The 14,939-nt window shown below is 36.4% G+C and carries 12 protein-coding genes and 2 tRNA genes; 8 read left to right on the forward strand and 6 right to left on the reverse strand.

The genetic code is table 11. The features are described from left to right. The first annotated feature begins 95 nt into the window (after positions 1 to 95). From O6P34_RS02295 to fabD, 6 genes are all read left to right on the forward strand, one after another. Positions 96 to 1,286, forward strand: a complete 1,191-nt coding sequence (locus O6P34_RS02295; RefSeq protein ID WP_269685718.1) for a pyridoxal phosphate-dependent aminotransferase — start codon at positions 96 to 98, stop codon at positions 1,284 to 1,286. A 364-nt stretch (positions 1,287 to 1,650) separates the two neighbouring features. After that, positions 1,651 to 2,178, forward strand: coding sequence for a GNAT family N-acetyltransferase (locus tag O6P34_RS02300; RefSeq protein ID WP_269685719.1), 528 nt, complete (start codon positions 1,651 to 1,653; stop codon positions 2,176 to 2,178). 226 nt (positions 2,179 to 2,404) lie between these two features. After that, the gene (locus O6P34_RS02305) at positions 2,405 to 4,264 is read left to right on the forward strand and encodes a peptidase U32 family protein (protein ID WP_269685720.1); all 1,860 of its coding nucleotides are present in this window, start codon (positions 2,405 to 2,407) and stop codon (positions 4,262 to 4,264) included. A 200-nt stretch (positions 4,265 to 4,464) separates the two neighbouring features. Beyond that, a complete protein-coding gene (purT, locus tag O6P34_RS02310; RefSeq protein WP_269685721.1) occupies positions 4,465 to 5,625 on the forward strand; it encodes a formate-dependent phosphoribosylglycinamide formyltransferase in 1,161 nt (386 codons plus the stop codon). A gap of 3 nt (positions 5,626 to 5,628) precedes the next feature. Next, positions 5,629 to 5,958 carry a DUF6370 family protein gene (locus O6P34_RS02315; protein WP_269685722.1) on the forward strand — a complete coding sequence of 110 codons (330 nt, stop codon included), beginning with the start codon at positions 5,629 to 5,631 and terminating at the stop codon, positions 5,956 to 5,958. Positions 5,959 to 6,169: 211 nt separating this feature from the next. Beyond that, positions 6,170 to 7,042 carry an ACP S-malonyltransferase gene (fabD, locus tag O6P34_RS02320; protein WP_269685723.1) on the forward strand — a complete coding sequence of 291 codons (873 nt, stop codon included), beginning with the start codon at positions 6,170 to 6,172 and terminating at the stop codon, positions 7,040 to 7,042. A gap of 82 nt (positions 7,043 to 7,124) precedes the next feature. On the opposite strand, the gene galE is transcribed toward fabD, so the two are convergent. Both galE and O6P34_RS02330 read right to left on the reverse strand, forming a co-directional pair. Continuing rightward, positions 7,125 to 8,138 (reverse strand): UDP-glucose 4-epimerase GalE, encoded by a 1,014-nt coding sequence (gene galE, locus O6P34_RS02325; protein WP_269685724.1) that lies wholly within the window; start codon positions 8,136 to 8,138, stop codon positions 7,125 to 7,127. 89 nt (positions 8,139 to 8,227) lie between these two features. Further along, a complete protein-coding gene (locus tag O6P34_RS02330) occupies positions 8,228 to 9,358 on the reverse strand; it encodes a DegT/DnrJ/EryC1/StrS family aminotransferase (protein ID WP_269685725.1) in 1,131 nt (376 codons plus the stop codon). 172 nt (positions 9,359 to 9,530) lie between these two features. Here O6P34_RS02330 and O6P34_RS02335 point away from each other — a divergent pair, with 172 nt between their 5' ends. Together O6P34_RS02335 and O6P34_RS02340 are read left to right on the forward strand one after the other, a co-directional pair. Beyond that, positions 9,531 to 10,757, forward strand: a complete 1,227-nt coding sequence (locus tag O6P34_RS02335) for a 3-deoxy-D-manno-octulosonic acid transferase (protein ID WP_269685726.1) — start codon at positions 9,531 to 9,533, stop codon at positions 10,755 to 10,757. 363 nt (positions 10,758 to 11,120) lie between these two features. Continuing rightward, positions 11,121 to 11,315, forward strand: coding sequence for a PG1828 family lipoprotein (locus O6P34_RS02340; protein ID WP_269685727.1), 195 nt, complete (start codon positions 11,121 to 11,123; stop codon positions 11,313 to 11,315). A gap of 139 nt (positions 11,316 to 11,454) precedes the next feature. Here the strand turns inward: O6P34_RS02340 and O6P34_RS02345 are convergent, their stop codons facing one another. From O6P34_RS02345 to mutS, 4 genes are all read right to left on the reverse strand, one after another. Further along, positions 11,455 to 11,802, reverse strand: coding sequence for a YegP family protein (locus O6P34_RS02345; protein WP_269685728.1), 348 nt, complete (start codon positions 11,800 to 11,802; stop codon positions 11,455 to 11,457). 116 nt (positions 11,803 to 11,918) lie between these two features. Continuing rightward, a tRNA-Leu gene (locus O6P34_RS02350) sits at positions 11,919 to 12,004 on the reverse strand. Positions 12,005 to 12,016: 12 nt separating this feature from the next. After that, positions 12,017 to 12,092 (reverse strand) — tRNA-Gly (locus tag O6P34_RS02355). A gap of 148 nt (positions 12,093 to 12,240) precedes the next feature. Continuing rightward, positions 12,241 to 14,847 carry a DNA mismatch repair protein MutS gene (mutS, locus tag O6P34_RS02360; protein ID WP_269685729.1) on the reverse strand — a complete coding sequence of 869 codons (2,607 nt, stop codon included), beginning with the start codon at positions 14,845 to 14,847 and terminating at the stop codon, positions 12,241 to 12,243. Positions 14,848 to 14,939 lie beyond the last annotated feature (92 nt).

Below are 14,939 nucleotides of genomic sequence, written 5' to 3' on the forward strand. Positions count from 1 at the left end.
TTACAGTTCACTAAAGAATAAAATAAAAACTAAAAATAAATAATTAACCTCCCTTAATTTCCGCAACGAAATTTGGGGCTTTCAACACTTTTTTAATGAATAATCCACTTTCAGACAGAATTAATAATCTGGCTACATCACAAACATTAGCCATGGCTGCTTTGGCTAGAGAATTAAAAGCACAAGGAAAAGATATTATCAGTTTAAGTTTAGGCGAGCCTGACTTTAATACGCCTGACTTCATCAAAGAAGCTGCAAAAAAAGCCATAGACGAAAACTACAGCACCTATTCACCTGTAGAAGGATATGCCGATTTAAAAGAAGCCATCTGCCGAAAATTCAAAAGAGACAACGGTTTAGACTACAAACCGTCTCAAATTGTAGTTTCAACAGGAGCTAAACAATCATTGTACAACATTGCTCAAGTAATGCTAAACGACGGTGACGAAGTAATCTTACCGGCACCATACTGGGTTTCTTATTTCGAAATCGTAAAATTATCAGGAGGAGTTCCTGTAGAAGTTCCTACTTCTGTAGACACTGATTTCAAAATCACACCAGAACAATTAGAAGCTGCCATCACACCAAAAACAAAAATGATGTGGTTCAGTTCTCCATGTAACCCATCTGGTTCTGTTTACAACAGAGAAGAACTTACTGCATTGGCCAAAGTATTAGAAAAACATCCAAACGTATATGTTGTTGCTGACGAAATCTACGAGCACATCAATTTCTCAGGGACTTTTTGCAGCATCGGTTCAATCCCGGGAATGTTAGAAAGAACCATCACCGTAAACGGAGTTGCCAAAGCATTTGCTATGACAGGATGGAGAATTGGATACATTGGAGCACCAGAATTTATTGCTAAAGCATGTACAAAAATTCAAGGACAAGTAACCTCAGGAGCAAATTCTATCGCACAACGTGCTACTATCACTGCCGTTGATGCAGACCCAAGTGTATTAAACCACATGGTACAAGCGTTCCACAGCCGTAGAGATTTAGTAGTAGGATTATTAAAAGAAATCCCAGGAATCAAAATCAACGTTCCAGAAGGAGCGTTTTACGTATTCCCAGACGTTTCTTCTTTCTTCGGAAAAACATTAAAAGGAACTTTTATCAAAGATGCAAATGATTTCTCTATGTACCTTTTGGGCGAAGCCAATGTAGCAACCGTAACCGGTGACGCATTCGGAAACCCAGACTGTATTCGTTTCTCTTACGCTACAAGCGAAGAATTATTGAAAGAAGCTTTACGCCGAATAAAAGAAGCGGTAGCTTTATAGTCAAAAATCATAAAGTCGAAAGTTGGAAAGTAAAAAATCCAACTTCCAATATACAAACAAAGCCTCAAGATTTTCTTGGGGCTTTTTTTATTGTTGGGCGTGACCACAAGGGTCGGGCTATCCGTTACAAGTCCTCGCAAAACTCCATTTCATTTCGTTTTACTCCGGGCTTTTCACTGCTATCCCTCACGCAAATCCTGCTACAAACCTATTTATCTTCAACCGGTACAAACAACGCTCCCTAAGTTTTATTAACAGCAACAGGAAACATAAAATCAACCATGATTTAATCGTTTATTTTATAAATTAGCCTAAATTCCTATCCGCTAAAGAAAATACAACTCAATAACAAACCAAACACAACATGAAAAATATTGACCTAATAAAAGTTACCCTAAACGATATCGACCATTTACAAAAAATTGGTAAACAAACTTTTCACGAAACCTTTTCAGCAAGTAATACCGAAGAGAATATGAAAAAATATTTAGACGAAGAATTTACTACTGAAAAACTGACTGCTGAACTGAACGACAAAAACTCCGAATTCTATTTTGCCACACACAACAATACTGTCATTGGATACTTAAAACTCAACTTTGGACCATCACAAACAGAACTACAAGATGACAAAGCACTCGAAATAGAACGCATTTATGTATCAAAAGAATTTCACGGAAAAAAAGTAGGTCAACTACTTTACGAAAAGGCCATTCAAACTGCAAAACAAACCAATGCCAATTATGTTTGGTTAGGAGTTTGGGAAGAAAACCAAAGAGCAATACACTTTTATAAAAAGAATGGTTTCGTTGAATTTGACAAACATATTTTCAAATTAGGCAATGACGAGCAAACAGACATAATGATGAAACTACAATTAAAAGACAATTAAGAAATAAATGCCACAATAATAGCTTCATTGCTACACGTGCCCTACTGAAAACCCACGACAAGATTTAATTAATTTTGAAAACCATTTACCATGTAATACAACTATTTCTGAAAAAATCGAGTCTTGAATTAGAAATCTTGAATAATTTATAGGAACTTTGCAAACTTTTTTAGGCGAAAGCCAAAAATGCTAAAATTTTAAAAATAAATAATTGATCATCAACTCGATGAAGAAAAAAATAGAGATACTTGCTCCTGCTAAAGATTTAATTCATGGAATGGCAGCCATCAACAGCGGATCCGATGCTGTTTATATAGGAGCACCACAATTTGGCGCCCGTTCTAATGCAACCAATTCTATCGAAGATGTTGCTGCATTAGTACAATATGCACACCTATACCACGCACAAGTTTTTGTAGTAATCAATACCATTTTGTACGACAACGAGCTCGAAACCTGTCGTAAAATGATTTGGGAATTGTACCACATTGGTGTCGATGCACTTATTGTTCAGGACATGGCGATTATGGAAATGGAGTTACCTCCAATTGTTTTACACGCCAGCACACAAGCCAATAATCGAGATGCTGACAACATCAAATTCTTGAAAGATGCAGGTATGAAACGCGTAGTATTGGCTCGGGAATTAAACCTGCACCAAATCAAAGAAATCAGCGAAGCTTCGGATGTAGAATTAGAATTTTTTGTAACCGGCGCTTTGTGTGTTTCGTTCAGTGGGAATTGTTACATGAGTGTGGCCAATGGCGAACGCTCGGCAAACAGAGGTTCTTGTGCGCAAAACTGTCGTTTGCCGTACAACCTGATTGACGGTCATGGCGATACTTTAATCAAAAACAGTCACTTACTGTCTATCAAAGATTTTGATGTTTCAGACCAAATCCCCAATCTTATTGAAGCCGGAATTTGCTCTTTCAAGATTGAAGGCCGACTAAAAGACATTGTTTATGTAAAAAACAATGTTTCGTTCCTTAGACAGAAACTCGATGCCTTTTTAGAAAAAAACGACAACTACACCAAAGCATCTTCGGGAAGCTGTACCTATACCTTTGATTCTGCCTTGAATCGAACGTTTAACCGCGGTTATACTGATTATTTTGTGAACGAAAGACACCAATCTATTGGTTCTTGGGAAAGTCCAAAATCCAAAGGGCAATACATTGGCAAACTTATCAAAACTATTGGTGGCGCATACGAAATCGAAAATGGAGAATTGTTAAACAACGGCGACGGACTTTGCTACATCAACGAAAACAACGAAGCCGATGGGATTTATGTCAACAAGGTCGAAAATGGTTTAGCGTATCCAAATGTGTTGAAAGAACTAAAAGTCGGAACATTTATTTACCGCAACAATGACGCCGCTTTCATCAAAATCGTAGAGCGCGAAGACAGCGCGGTCAGAAAAATAAGCACGACTTTATTGCTAACCGAAAACAAAAATGGTTTCGAATTAATCGCTACCGATGAAGATGGTTATGTGAGTACCGTACATTTGGCCCATGCCAAAGAGCAGACCAAAAACAATCTATCTATTGAAGATAACATCAAAACACAATTGGCAAAAACAGGTTTCACACCATACACCGCCAATGAAATCAACGTGATGTTTACCCAAAACTGGTTTCTTCCTATTTCTAAAATCAACGAAATGCGAAGAACCGTTTATGAGCAATTGTCAGCCATTCGTTTGGCCAATTACAAACGTGAGGAACATCAAATTGTAAAAACCAACCACCCTTTCCCGGTGAACCAATTGGATTTTACCTATAATGTTTCGAATAAAATGGCTCGTAAATTCTACGAACGTCATGGTGTTACCGAAATCGAAAAAGCATTCGAATTGCAATGGGATCCTGGGAAATCTCGTGTAATGACTACCAAATACTGTATCAAATACGAATTGGAAAAATGCCCTAAATACCACAAGGACACGATGGAAACCAAACTCAAAGAACCTTTGGTACTGAAACAAGGCGAACTGGAATACAAACTGAAATTCAATTGTAAACCTTGTGAAATGGAAATTTGGGAAAAAGACGCCGAATTCGAAATTGAAGAAGATTAACCAATCCTTCTAAACTGGTTTTACCATTAAGAAATTAAGACACATGAACTAAATGAACTTAATTTCTTAATGGTTTTTTCGTTTAAATGAATAGCATTCTTCATTCTTAAAAACCTAATTTAACATAAAATAATTTGCGGATTTGCGGTCACAAAAAAAGCAATTCAGTATTTTTACATTCCATTTAAGACCACAAAATAATGAAAATACTATTGCTAGGCTCAGGCGAATTAGGAAAAGAATTTGCAATCGCTGCCCAACGCATCGGGCAAACCGTAATTGCTGTTGACAGTTATGAAAACGCACCTGCCATGCAAGTGGCTCATGGTTTTGAAGTCATCAATATGCTCGACGGCGAAGCCCTGGACCGCATCGTTGCCAAACACCAACCTGATTTTATCGTTCCGGAAATCGAAGCGATAAGAACCGAACGTTTTTATGATTACGAAAAACAAGGTATTACGGTAGTCCCTTCGGCGAAAGCAGCCAATTTTACCATGAATAGAAAAGCCATCCGAGATTTGGCAGCCAAAGAATTAGGATTAAAAACAGCCAATTATCGGTATGCCACAACCGCCGAAGAATTACAAAAAGGAGTCGAAGCTGTTGGAATGCCTTGTGTGGTAAAACCTTTAATGTCTTCGTCCGGAAAAGGACAATCTACCATAAAAACCGAAGCTGATATCAAAAAAGCCTGGGAGTATGCTGTAGCCGGTTCTCGTGGCGATGTGGTAGAAGTTATTGTAGAAGCATTCGTAAAATTCAATTCGGAAATCACATTATTAACCGTGGTTCAAAACAATAATCCCACTTTATTTTGCGCACCAATAGGCCACCGTCAAGAACGTGGCGATTATCAGGAAAGCTGGCAACCGGCACTAATCTCTGATAAAGAGTTGTACGAAGCACAAGATATGGCAGAACAAGTAACTGAAGCTCTTGGTGGCGCAGGACTTTTTGGAGTAGAATTCTTCTTGGCCGATGACGGGGTGTATTTCTCAGAATTGTCGCCTCGACCTCATGATACCGGAATGGTAACATTGGCAGGAACACAAAATTTTAATGAATTCGAATTGCATTTACGAGCCATTTTGAGTTTACCTATTTTTGAAATCACATTAGAAAAAGCGGGAGCCAGCGCTGTGATTCTAGCTTCGGAGAACAGTGTAAATCCAACCTATTCAGGAATGGAAAAAATTGCGGCTTTACCTAAAACTGATTTTAGAATATTTAGCAAACCAAGTTCTCGTCCGTACAGAAGAATGGGCGTTGCTTTAGTCAATGACACGTTACAAACCCCAATAGAAGAAATTGTAGAAAGCGCCAAAAAAGCAGCTGCTCTGGTAACTGTAAATTCTTAAATCATGAAACAATTACTGGTATTCGCCTTTATTTTTTTGGCCTCAACAGCAAGTGCTCAAGCTAAAAAAGAACAACCAAAACCTCAAATTGTAGCAGCTGCTTGCGGCCAATGTCAGTTTGATATGAAAGGACATGGTTGTGAACTGGCTGTTCGCATAGATGACAAATGCTATTTTGTTGACGGAACTTCTATTGATTCTCACGGCGATGCACATGCTGATGACGGTTTTTGTGCAGCAATTAGAAAAGCCGAAGTCGTTGGCAAAATCGTTAACAATCGATTTGAAGTAACATCATTTCACCTGATTCCCGAGGAAGGAAAAGGGAAATAAGAAATCAAAACGTGACAAATAGCCCCGATTGAACCGATATCCTCGCAGCGTAGCGAAGAGATAAAGGGGAAAGCGGGACGACTGGCGACGAGAACATATAAATAGCTGCTTCTAAAAGTCATTCTGATAAATTCTAAAAAAATAGTATTTTTGCAATTCGATTGAAATCTATTTTTCAATCTTTACTTTTTTCAATCTTTAAATCAAAAAAATGAAAGCATACGTATTTCCGGGTCAAGGCGCACAATTCACAGGAATGGGCAAAGACTTATATGAAAATTCAACATTAGCAAAGGAATTATTTGAGAAAGCGAACGAAATTTTAGGTTTTCGCATTACCGATATTATGTTCGAAGGAACCGCTGAGGAATTGAAGGAAACGAAAGTTACCCAACCTGCAGTGTTTTTGCACTCAGTAATTTTAGCTAAAACTTTAGCAGATTTCAAACCAGAAATGGTGGCGGGACACTCTTTGGGAGAATTTTCGGCCTTGGTGGCAAATGGCGCTTTATCATTTGAAGACGGACTAAAACTAGTTTCTCAAAGAGCTTTGGCCATGCAAAAAGCCTGCGAAATAAAACCCTCTACTATGGCGGCTGTTTTAGGATTAGCGGACAACATTGTAGAAGAAGTTTGTGCATCTATTGACGGAATTGTGGTTGCAGCCAATTATAACTGCCCGGGACAACTGGTAATTTCAGGCGAAACTTCGGCTGTAGAAAAAGCGTGTGAAGCGATGAAAGCGGCTGGTGCAAAACGAGCGTTGTTGTTGCCTGTTGGCGGTGCTTTTCACTCGCCTATGATGGAACCGGCAAGAGAAGAACTGGCAGCTGCAATTGAAGCAACGACTTTCTCTACTCCTATTTGTCCGGTATATCAAAATGTTACGGCAAGCGCTGTTTCTGATCCAAATGAAATCAAGAAAAACTTAATTATACAATTGACAGCTCCTGTAAAATGGACACAATCAGTACGACAAATGATTGCCGATGGCGCTACTTTATTTACTGAAGTCGGTCCTGGAAAAGTATTAGCCGGTTTAATTGGAAAAATCGACAGAGAAGCTGCTACTGCTAACGCATAATTGCTGGTTGAAATAAACTGAAAAATCCCAAATTATCAAACTGATAATTTGGGATTTTGTTTTTTAAGCATATTACTGATTGCTAACTTCGAATCTTCTGTTCCCATTTCCAGGCACTTGCCATGGCTTGTTCCAGAGTAGATTGTGCTTTCCAACCTAAGACATTATTTGCCTTATCAGTATTGGCGTAAGCCGATGTTATATCACCTTCTCTACGGGCTACAATTTTATACGGTAATTTTTTGCCGCTTACTTTTTCGAAAGTATGGATTACTTCCAGCACTGAACTTCCTGTACCTGTTCCCAGATTAAAAGTTTCTACCTTGGCTGTATTTTTTTTATTTAATAAACGCTGTAGAGCAATCACATGCGCTTTGGCTAAATCAACCACATGAATGTAGTCACGAACAGCAGTTCCGTCCGGAGTGGGATAATCATCTCCATAAACCGATAATTCTTTTCTTAATCCAAAACCGGTTTGAGTGATAAATGGTACTAAATTTTGCGGAACACCTATTGGTAATTCCCCTATTTCGGCAGAAGGATGCGATCCAATAGGATTGAAATAACGCAATAAAATGGCATTGATATTAGTTACTTTAGCAGTATCTGTTATGATTTCTTCTCCAATTTGTTTGGTGTTTCCATAAGGAGACATAGCAATTTGAATGGAAGCGTCTTCGGTAATTGGCATTTTTTCGGCTTGACCGTAGACCGTACACGAAGAACTAAAAATGAAATTAGCTTCCTCTTTTTGCTGCAATTCCTGCAAAATATACACTAATGCATTAATATTATTTTCATAATACAACAATGGATTCTCTACACTTTCACCAACCGCTTTTGAAGCCGCAAAATGAATTACACCTGAAATATCTGTATGCCTTTTGAAAAACTCCTGTACTTTATCTTTCTCTCGTAAATCTAACTTTTCGAAAGCGGGAACTTTTCCGGTAATGTTCTGAATTCCGTCTAAAACATTTAAAGAAGTATTCGAAAGATTATCGACAACTATCACCTCAAAACCCTCATTTTGCAATTCTACTACGGTATGAGATCCTATGAAACCCAAACCTCCTGTTACTAGTATTTTCATGATTTCATCTTTTTTATCGATGCGATTTATTCCGCCTCTTGAGTTTATTAAATATAAAAAAAGGCGCAATACATTGCGCCTCCATACCATTATTTCAAAAATTCTAAAACACTGTCTGTTATGAATTTAATTTGCTCATCCTCTAACTCAGTGTGCATTGGCAGCGAAATTACTTCTTTCACCAATTGATTTGTTACCGGAAAATCTTCTTCTTTATAACGAGAATCTAAATATGCTTTTTGCAAATGCAACGGAATTGGATAATAAATAGCACATGGAATCCCTTTATCTAACAAATGTTGCATTAAACCATCTCTGTCAGCATTGATAATTCGCAACGTGTATTGATGAAAAACGTGACAATCACAAACATCACAAATCGTTGGTGCAATTATATTTTTATGGCCTTGAAAAGCAGCTGTATATTTTCTTGCAGCATCTTGTCTTGCTTTGTTATATTGATCTAATAAAGGTAATTTAGCATTCAAAACAGCGGCTTGAATACTATCCAAACGTGAATTTACACCCACAACATCGTGGTGGTAACGTTCGTACATTCCGTGATTTACTATACCGCGAATAGTATGTGCCAACGCATCGTCATTTGTAAAAATAGCACCACCATCACCATAACAACCTAAATTTTTGGAAGGAAAAAATGAAGTTGCTCCAACGTGTCCAATCGTTCCGGCTTTCTTTTTAGTCCCATCCGAAAATCTGCAATTCGCACCAATAGCTTGTGCATTATCCTCAATTACATATAAATTATGGGCTTTGGCGATAGCCATAATAGCCTCCATATTCGCTGCACGACCAAACAAATGTATAGGAACAATTGCTTTTGTTTTTGGCGTAATCGCCTTTTTTATTCCTTCGATAGAGATATTCATATTGAATAAATCTACATCAACTAAAACTGGCCTGAGTTGCAATAACGCAATCACCTCAACAGTTGCAGCGAAAGTAAAATCGGCAGTGATTACCTCATCACCTGGTTTCAAACCCAATCCCATCATGGCAATCTGGAGCGCATCGGTTCCGTTTGCACATGGAATTACGTGTTTAACATCAAGATATTCCTCTAATGATTTTTGAAATTTATGAACTTGCGGTCCATTGATGTAAGCATTTGAATCTAAAACTTCCTGAATAGAATTATTTACGGTTTCTTTTATTGCATCATATTGACTTTTCAGGTCAACCATTTGTATTTTTTTCATTGAAATTTTTATTTAAAATTCACTTTTGAACAGGATTTAAAACCCTATTTATTTAAAGTCTCAAAAAACAATAAACCCTTTCTCAAGACAAAAAACAAAATTAGGCATTTAATGATTTTAAACCAATGAAAATAATATAAAGAAAACGTATTTTAGCCACAAAATTTCAAATATGCTTTTTGCCTACAACATTGTCGTTTTTATAGCCGGATATTTACTAAAAGTCGTGTCTGTTTTTAGCCCAAAAATAAAACTTTTTGTAGCTGGACGAAAAGAAGTTTTCCCGATTTTAGAACAAAAAATAAAACCTTCGGATAAAACAATTTGGTTTCATGCCGCCTCTCTCGGCGAATATGAACAAGGCCTACCAGTCATCGAAAAAATTAAAGAAAAATATCCTTCCCATAAAATCATTGTCAGTTTTTTTTCTCCTTCGGGATATGAAGTTCGCAAAAACAACACCATAGCTGATGCAACAGTATACTTGCCTTTAGACTCCAAAAAAAATGCGCAGGAATTTTTGAGATTGGTCCATCCTGACTTTGTGTTTTTTATCAAATACGAATATTGGCTCCACTATTTAAGCGAACTCAAGAAACAAAATACACCAACCTATCTGATTTCGGGAATTTTTAGACCGAATCAAATGTTTTTCAAGTGGTACGGCGGCTTTTACAGAAAAGCATTGGATACATTCACCTATTTTTTTGTACAAAATCAAAATTCTAAAGACTTATTGTTACAACTTGGAAAAACAAATGTAGCCGTTTCCGGCGATACGCGTTTCGACAGAGTTGCAGCCATTTTAGAAAAAGACAATTCCTTAGAATTTATTTCGGAATTCAAGAATAACACACTAACAATTGTAATAGGGAGCTCATGGCCAAAAGACGAGAATTTATTAATTGATTTTATAAACACCCAAAATCAACCCCTAAAGTTTATAATCGCCCCGCACAATATAAAACCAGCTCAAATTGAGCAATTAAAAAACAGCATTACTAAAAAGACCGTTTTATTTACCGAAAAGGAAAATAAAAACCTGAACGAATATGACGTTTTCATCATTGATACCATCGGAATATTGACTAAAATCTACAGCTACGCAGATATCGCATACGTGGGTGGCGGTTTTGGAAATCCTGGCGTTCATAATATATTAGAACCCGCAACATTTGGCGTACCCATAGTTATTGGGCCAAACTATTCTCATTTTGCAGAAGCAACCGCCTTGGTCAATCTAAAAGGCTGCACGGTAATTTCAAATCTCAAAGAGATGGAAAATGCTTTCCTAGAATTAATTGAAAACGACACAATCAGAGCTCAAAAAGGACTAATCTGTAGTGCTTTTGTTCAAGAAAACCGAGGAGCTACAAACACCATCTTGAAAAAGATATAAAATCAGATTTGAATCAATCCTTATATTGTTGTTTTATTTTTAATTCAAAAACAAAAAATCTGATTAAAAACCAGAAAAAAAGACGTGTATTACCTATTTAAAATTCAATAGTTTAGATTTTTTTTCAACTTTCCAAAAACGAATCATTTTCATCATTTTCTTAAAAACATATCCCCAATAAAATTAATTACCCAATTATAGCCATTTATTTTACGAAATTCTTTTTTTGGCATAGTAGTTGTTACAATAAAAACCGTTGGTGATAAATATTATTTTTAAAAAAAAAATAAAAAAATATTTTACATATTAAAAAATTTATATCTTTGCCACGAATTAATAATTAACCTTTATAATAAAATTAAGATGAAAAAAGTATTTTTAAGTTTAGCTGTTGTTGCTGTTTTAACTGTTGTATCATGTAAAAAAGCTGAAGCTCCTGCTGAAGAAGTTGTAGCTGCTGACACTACTGCTGTAGTTGTTGATTCTGCTGCTGTTGTAGCTGATACTGCTGCTGTTGCTGTTGATTCTGCTGCTGTTGCTGCTCCAGAAGCTAAGTAATTTTTAATTACATCAAAAAATCAAAGTCGTTCACTTTCGTGTAACGGCTTTTTTTTGTGCTTTAAAAACCCAAAATACAGCACATAAAAAAAGTCAAATTGCAAACAAAATGACTTTAAATACAATATCCAAAAATCTTTTAGTCCGGAAACACAAAACCACCTTCCGAAAAATCTAATATCTCCGATTTAGAAGCATATTGCACAATCTCTTTTATCCCTTTTTGAAGACGTAATTCTGTTGTATACTTCCTGCTTACAGCAAAAAGCTCTTCAGCCAAAAGCAGCCTAAAAAAATACTTCCCGCTTGACGTTTTAACCTTTACAAAATTTGCAGTTTCGATACTCAATTTAAAACGCTCTATACTTTCCTCACACTCAAACTTAAGTTCATAACTCAAACTTGTAAATATCGTTTTTCCTTTCCTGGAAGTGAACACAAATTTATACTCATCATTGAATCGTTTACTAATTACAAAAGCGCCCATGAAATTTTAGATTTTAGATTCTAAACAACAATGTCCAGAATACACTTTTATATTTTTATAATTACAAACTCTTATAAAATAAAAAAAGCTCCAAACATAGTTTGAAGCTTTCTTTGTACTCAGAGCGGGACTTGAACCCGCACGAACATTGCTGTTCACTGGATTTTAAGTCCAGCGTGTCTACCAATTTCACCATCCGAGCATTATATGATGTTGGAGCGAAAAACGGGGCTCGAACCCGCGACCTCGACCTTGGCAAGGTCGCGCTCTACCAACTGAGCTATTTTCGCATTTTCAATTCTTAAAAAGAACTACGATACTTGTTCTGTATTGCGGATGCAAATTTAAGACATTTATTGAATTACACAAGCCTTTTTTAGAAAAAAATTACAGATTAAAGTTAACATTCTGATAACGTAAACTTTAAAACCAAAGAAATTATTTCCGGGTTAACATTCTTTTGATTTCGTTCAATTTCATCAAGGCTTCCATTGGAGTTATTGTATTAATATCCAAGTTTAAAATCTCCTCTTTGATTTCTTCCAACAAAGGATCATCCAAATTAAAGAAACTCATCTGCATTTCGTCTTTGGCTGCTTTGATTCCATTTAACGCATCACTAGAATGATTTTTCTCCAGTTTCTTTAATAGTTTCTGTGCTTTTAGGATTACGATTTGGGGCATTCCAGCCATTTTCGCTACATGTATCCCAAAACTATGTGCACTTCCTCCTTTTACTAATTTCCTGATAAAAAGAACTGTATCTTTTAATTCTTTGACAGCCACATTATAATTCTGAATTCTAGGTAACGATTCGCTCATTTCGTTCAGCTCATGATAATGCGTGGCAAATAAGGTTTTAGGTCGTGAAGGATGCTCATGCAAAAACTCAGCAATTGCCCAGGCGATAGAGATTCCGTCATACGTACTGGTTCCTCTTCCAATTTCATCTAAAAGTACTAAACTTCGATCGGAAATATTATTCAAGATAGAAGCTGTTTCATTCATTTCGACCATAAAAGTAGACTCACCCATCGAAATATTATCACTCGCTCCAACTCTGGTGAATATTTTATCTACCATTCCCATTCTAACGCTGTCTGCAGGAACAAAACTTCCCATTTGAGCCAAGAGTACGATTAGTGCAGTTTGACGCAAAATAGCCGATTTTCCAGACATATTAGGCCCAGTAATCATTATAAGCTGTTGCGTTTCTCGGTCTAAAAAAACATCATTGGCAATATATGGCATTCCAACAGGCAATTGCTTTTCGATAACAGGATGCCTTCCGTTTTTGATTTCGAGCTCGAAAGTATCATCAATTTCCGGACAAACATATTTATTTTCTATTGCTAATTGCGTAAACGAACACAAACAATCCAATTGCGCTACTAAATTAGCATTCATTTGAACCGGCTTTATGTAAGTTGCAATCCAACTCACTAATTGTTCAAACAGCTCTACTTCTATTTTATGGATTTTTTCTTCGGCACCAAGGATTTTCGTTTCGTATTCTTTTAATTCCTCAGTAATATATCGTTCTGCGTTTACCAAAGTTTGTTTTCGAATCCATTCGGCTGGAACCTTGTCTTTGTGCATATTCCGAACTTCAATGTAATACCCGAAAACATTATTGAAAGAAATTTTCAAAGAAGAAATACCCGTTAATTGCGACTCCCGTTTTTCTATCCCTTCTAAGAATTCTTTTCCAGAAGTAGATATAGCGCGCAAATCATCTAATTCCGCATTAATTCCTTTGGCAATCGCATTTCCTTTTGCAATAGCAACAGGTGCATCCTGATTTAAGGTTGTTTTGATTTTTTCTCGCAATAATTCACAACTGTGCAAACTGTCGCCAATTACTTTTACAGCTTCTTGAGGACTTTCTAAAGCCAAAGTCTTTATTGGAATAATTGCATCTAGTGATTCTTTCAAATAAATAACTTCTCTTGGCGAAACTTTACCCGCAGCAATTTTGGAAATCAGCCGTTCTAAATCTGAAATTTGTTTGATTTGCTTTTGAATATTTTTTAAAACGTCTTGATTTTCTTTTAAATACGCAACTACTTGATGGCGATTTTGGATTTTAGCACTGTCTTTCAATGGCAATGCCAACCATCGTTTCAACAAACGACCACCCATTGGCGAAAGCGTTTTATCTATAACATCCAAAAGTGTTACTGCATTTGGATTATAACTGTGATATAATTCTAAATTTCGAATGGTAAAACGGTCCATCCAAACATAAGCATCTTCGGCAATACGTTGAATTGCCGTGATGTGCTGTACTTTATTATGTTGCGTTTCGGACAAATAATACAAAATAGCGCCCGAAGCAATTATTCCTTCTTTCAATTCTTCGATTCCAAATCCTTTTAGAGAAATGGTTTCAAAATGCTTAGTTAAAACTTCAAAAGCATAATCTTCTTTATAAATCCAATCTTCTAAATAAAAACTATGATAATCATCTCCGAAAGTTTCCCTGAAATCATTCTTGTTATTTTTAGGAATTAAGACTTCACTGGGATTAAAATTCTGCAATAATTTATCGATATATTCTGCGTTTCCTTGTGCCGTAAGAAATTCTCCGGTTGAAACATCCAGAAACGAAATTCCTATTGATTTATTGGCAAAATAAACCGATGCTAAAAAGTTATTGGTTTTTGATTGTAAAACCTCATCATTCATAGAAACCCCCGGCGTCACCAATTCGGTCACTCCTCGTTTCACGATGGTTTTAGTCATTTTTGGATCTTCAAGCTGATCACAAATGGCTACACGAAGACCTGCTTTAACCAACTTTGGCAAATAGGTATTTAAGGAATGATGCGGAAAACCCGCCAGAGCCGTTTCGGTTTCAGAACCCGCTCCACGTTTCGTTAATACAATTCCTAATATTTTTGAGGCCCGTACCGCATCTTCACCGAATGTTTCATAAAAATCCCCCACACGAAACAACAAACAAGCATCAGGATACTTCCTTTTGATCTCATTATATTGCTTCATTAAAGGCGTTTCCTTAACTACTTTATCTTTAGCTGCCAAATTAATTATCTTTAATAAATTGAAAAAAAATGTGTCAGCGAATTTATATATTTTAAAGCGAATAAAGAACAGTTCGAAAATTTAAATATTTT

The organism is Flavobacterium lacustre, from assembly GCF_027474525.2.
Taxonomy (GTDB): domain Bacteria; phylum Bacteroidota; class Bacteroidia; order Flavobacteriales; family Flavobacteriaceae; genus Flavobacterium; species Flavobacterium lacustre.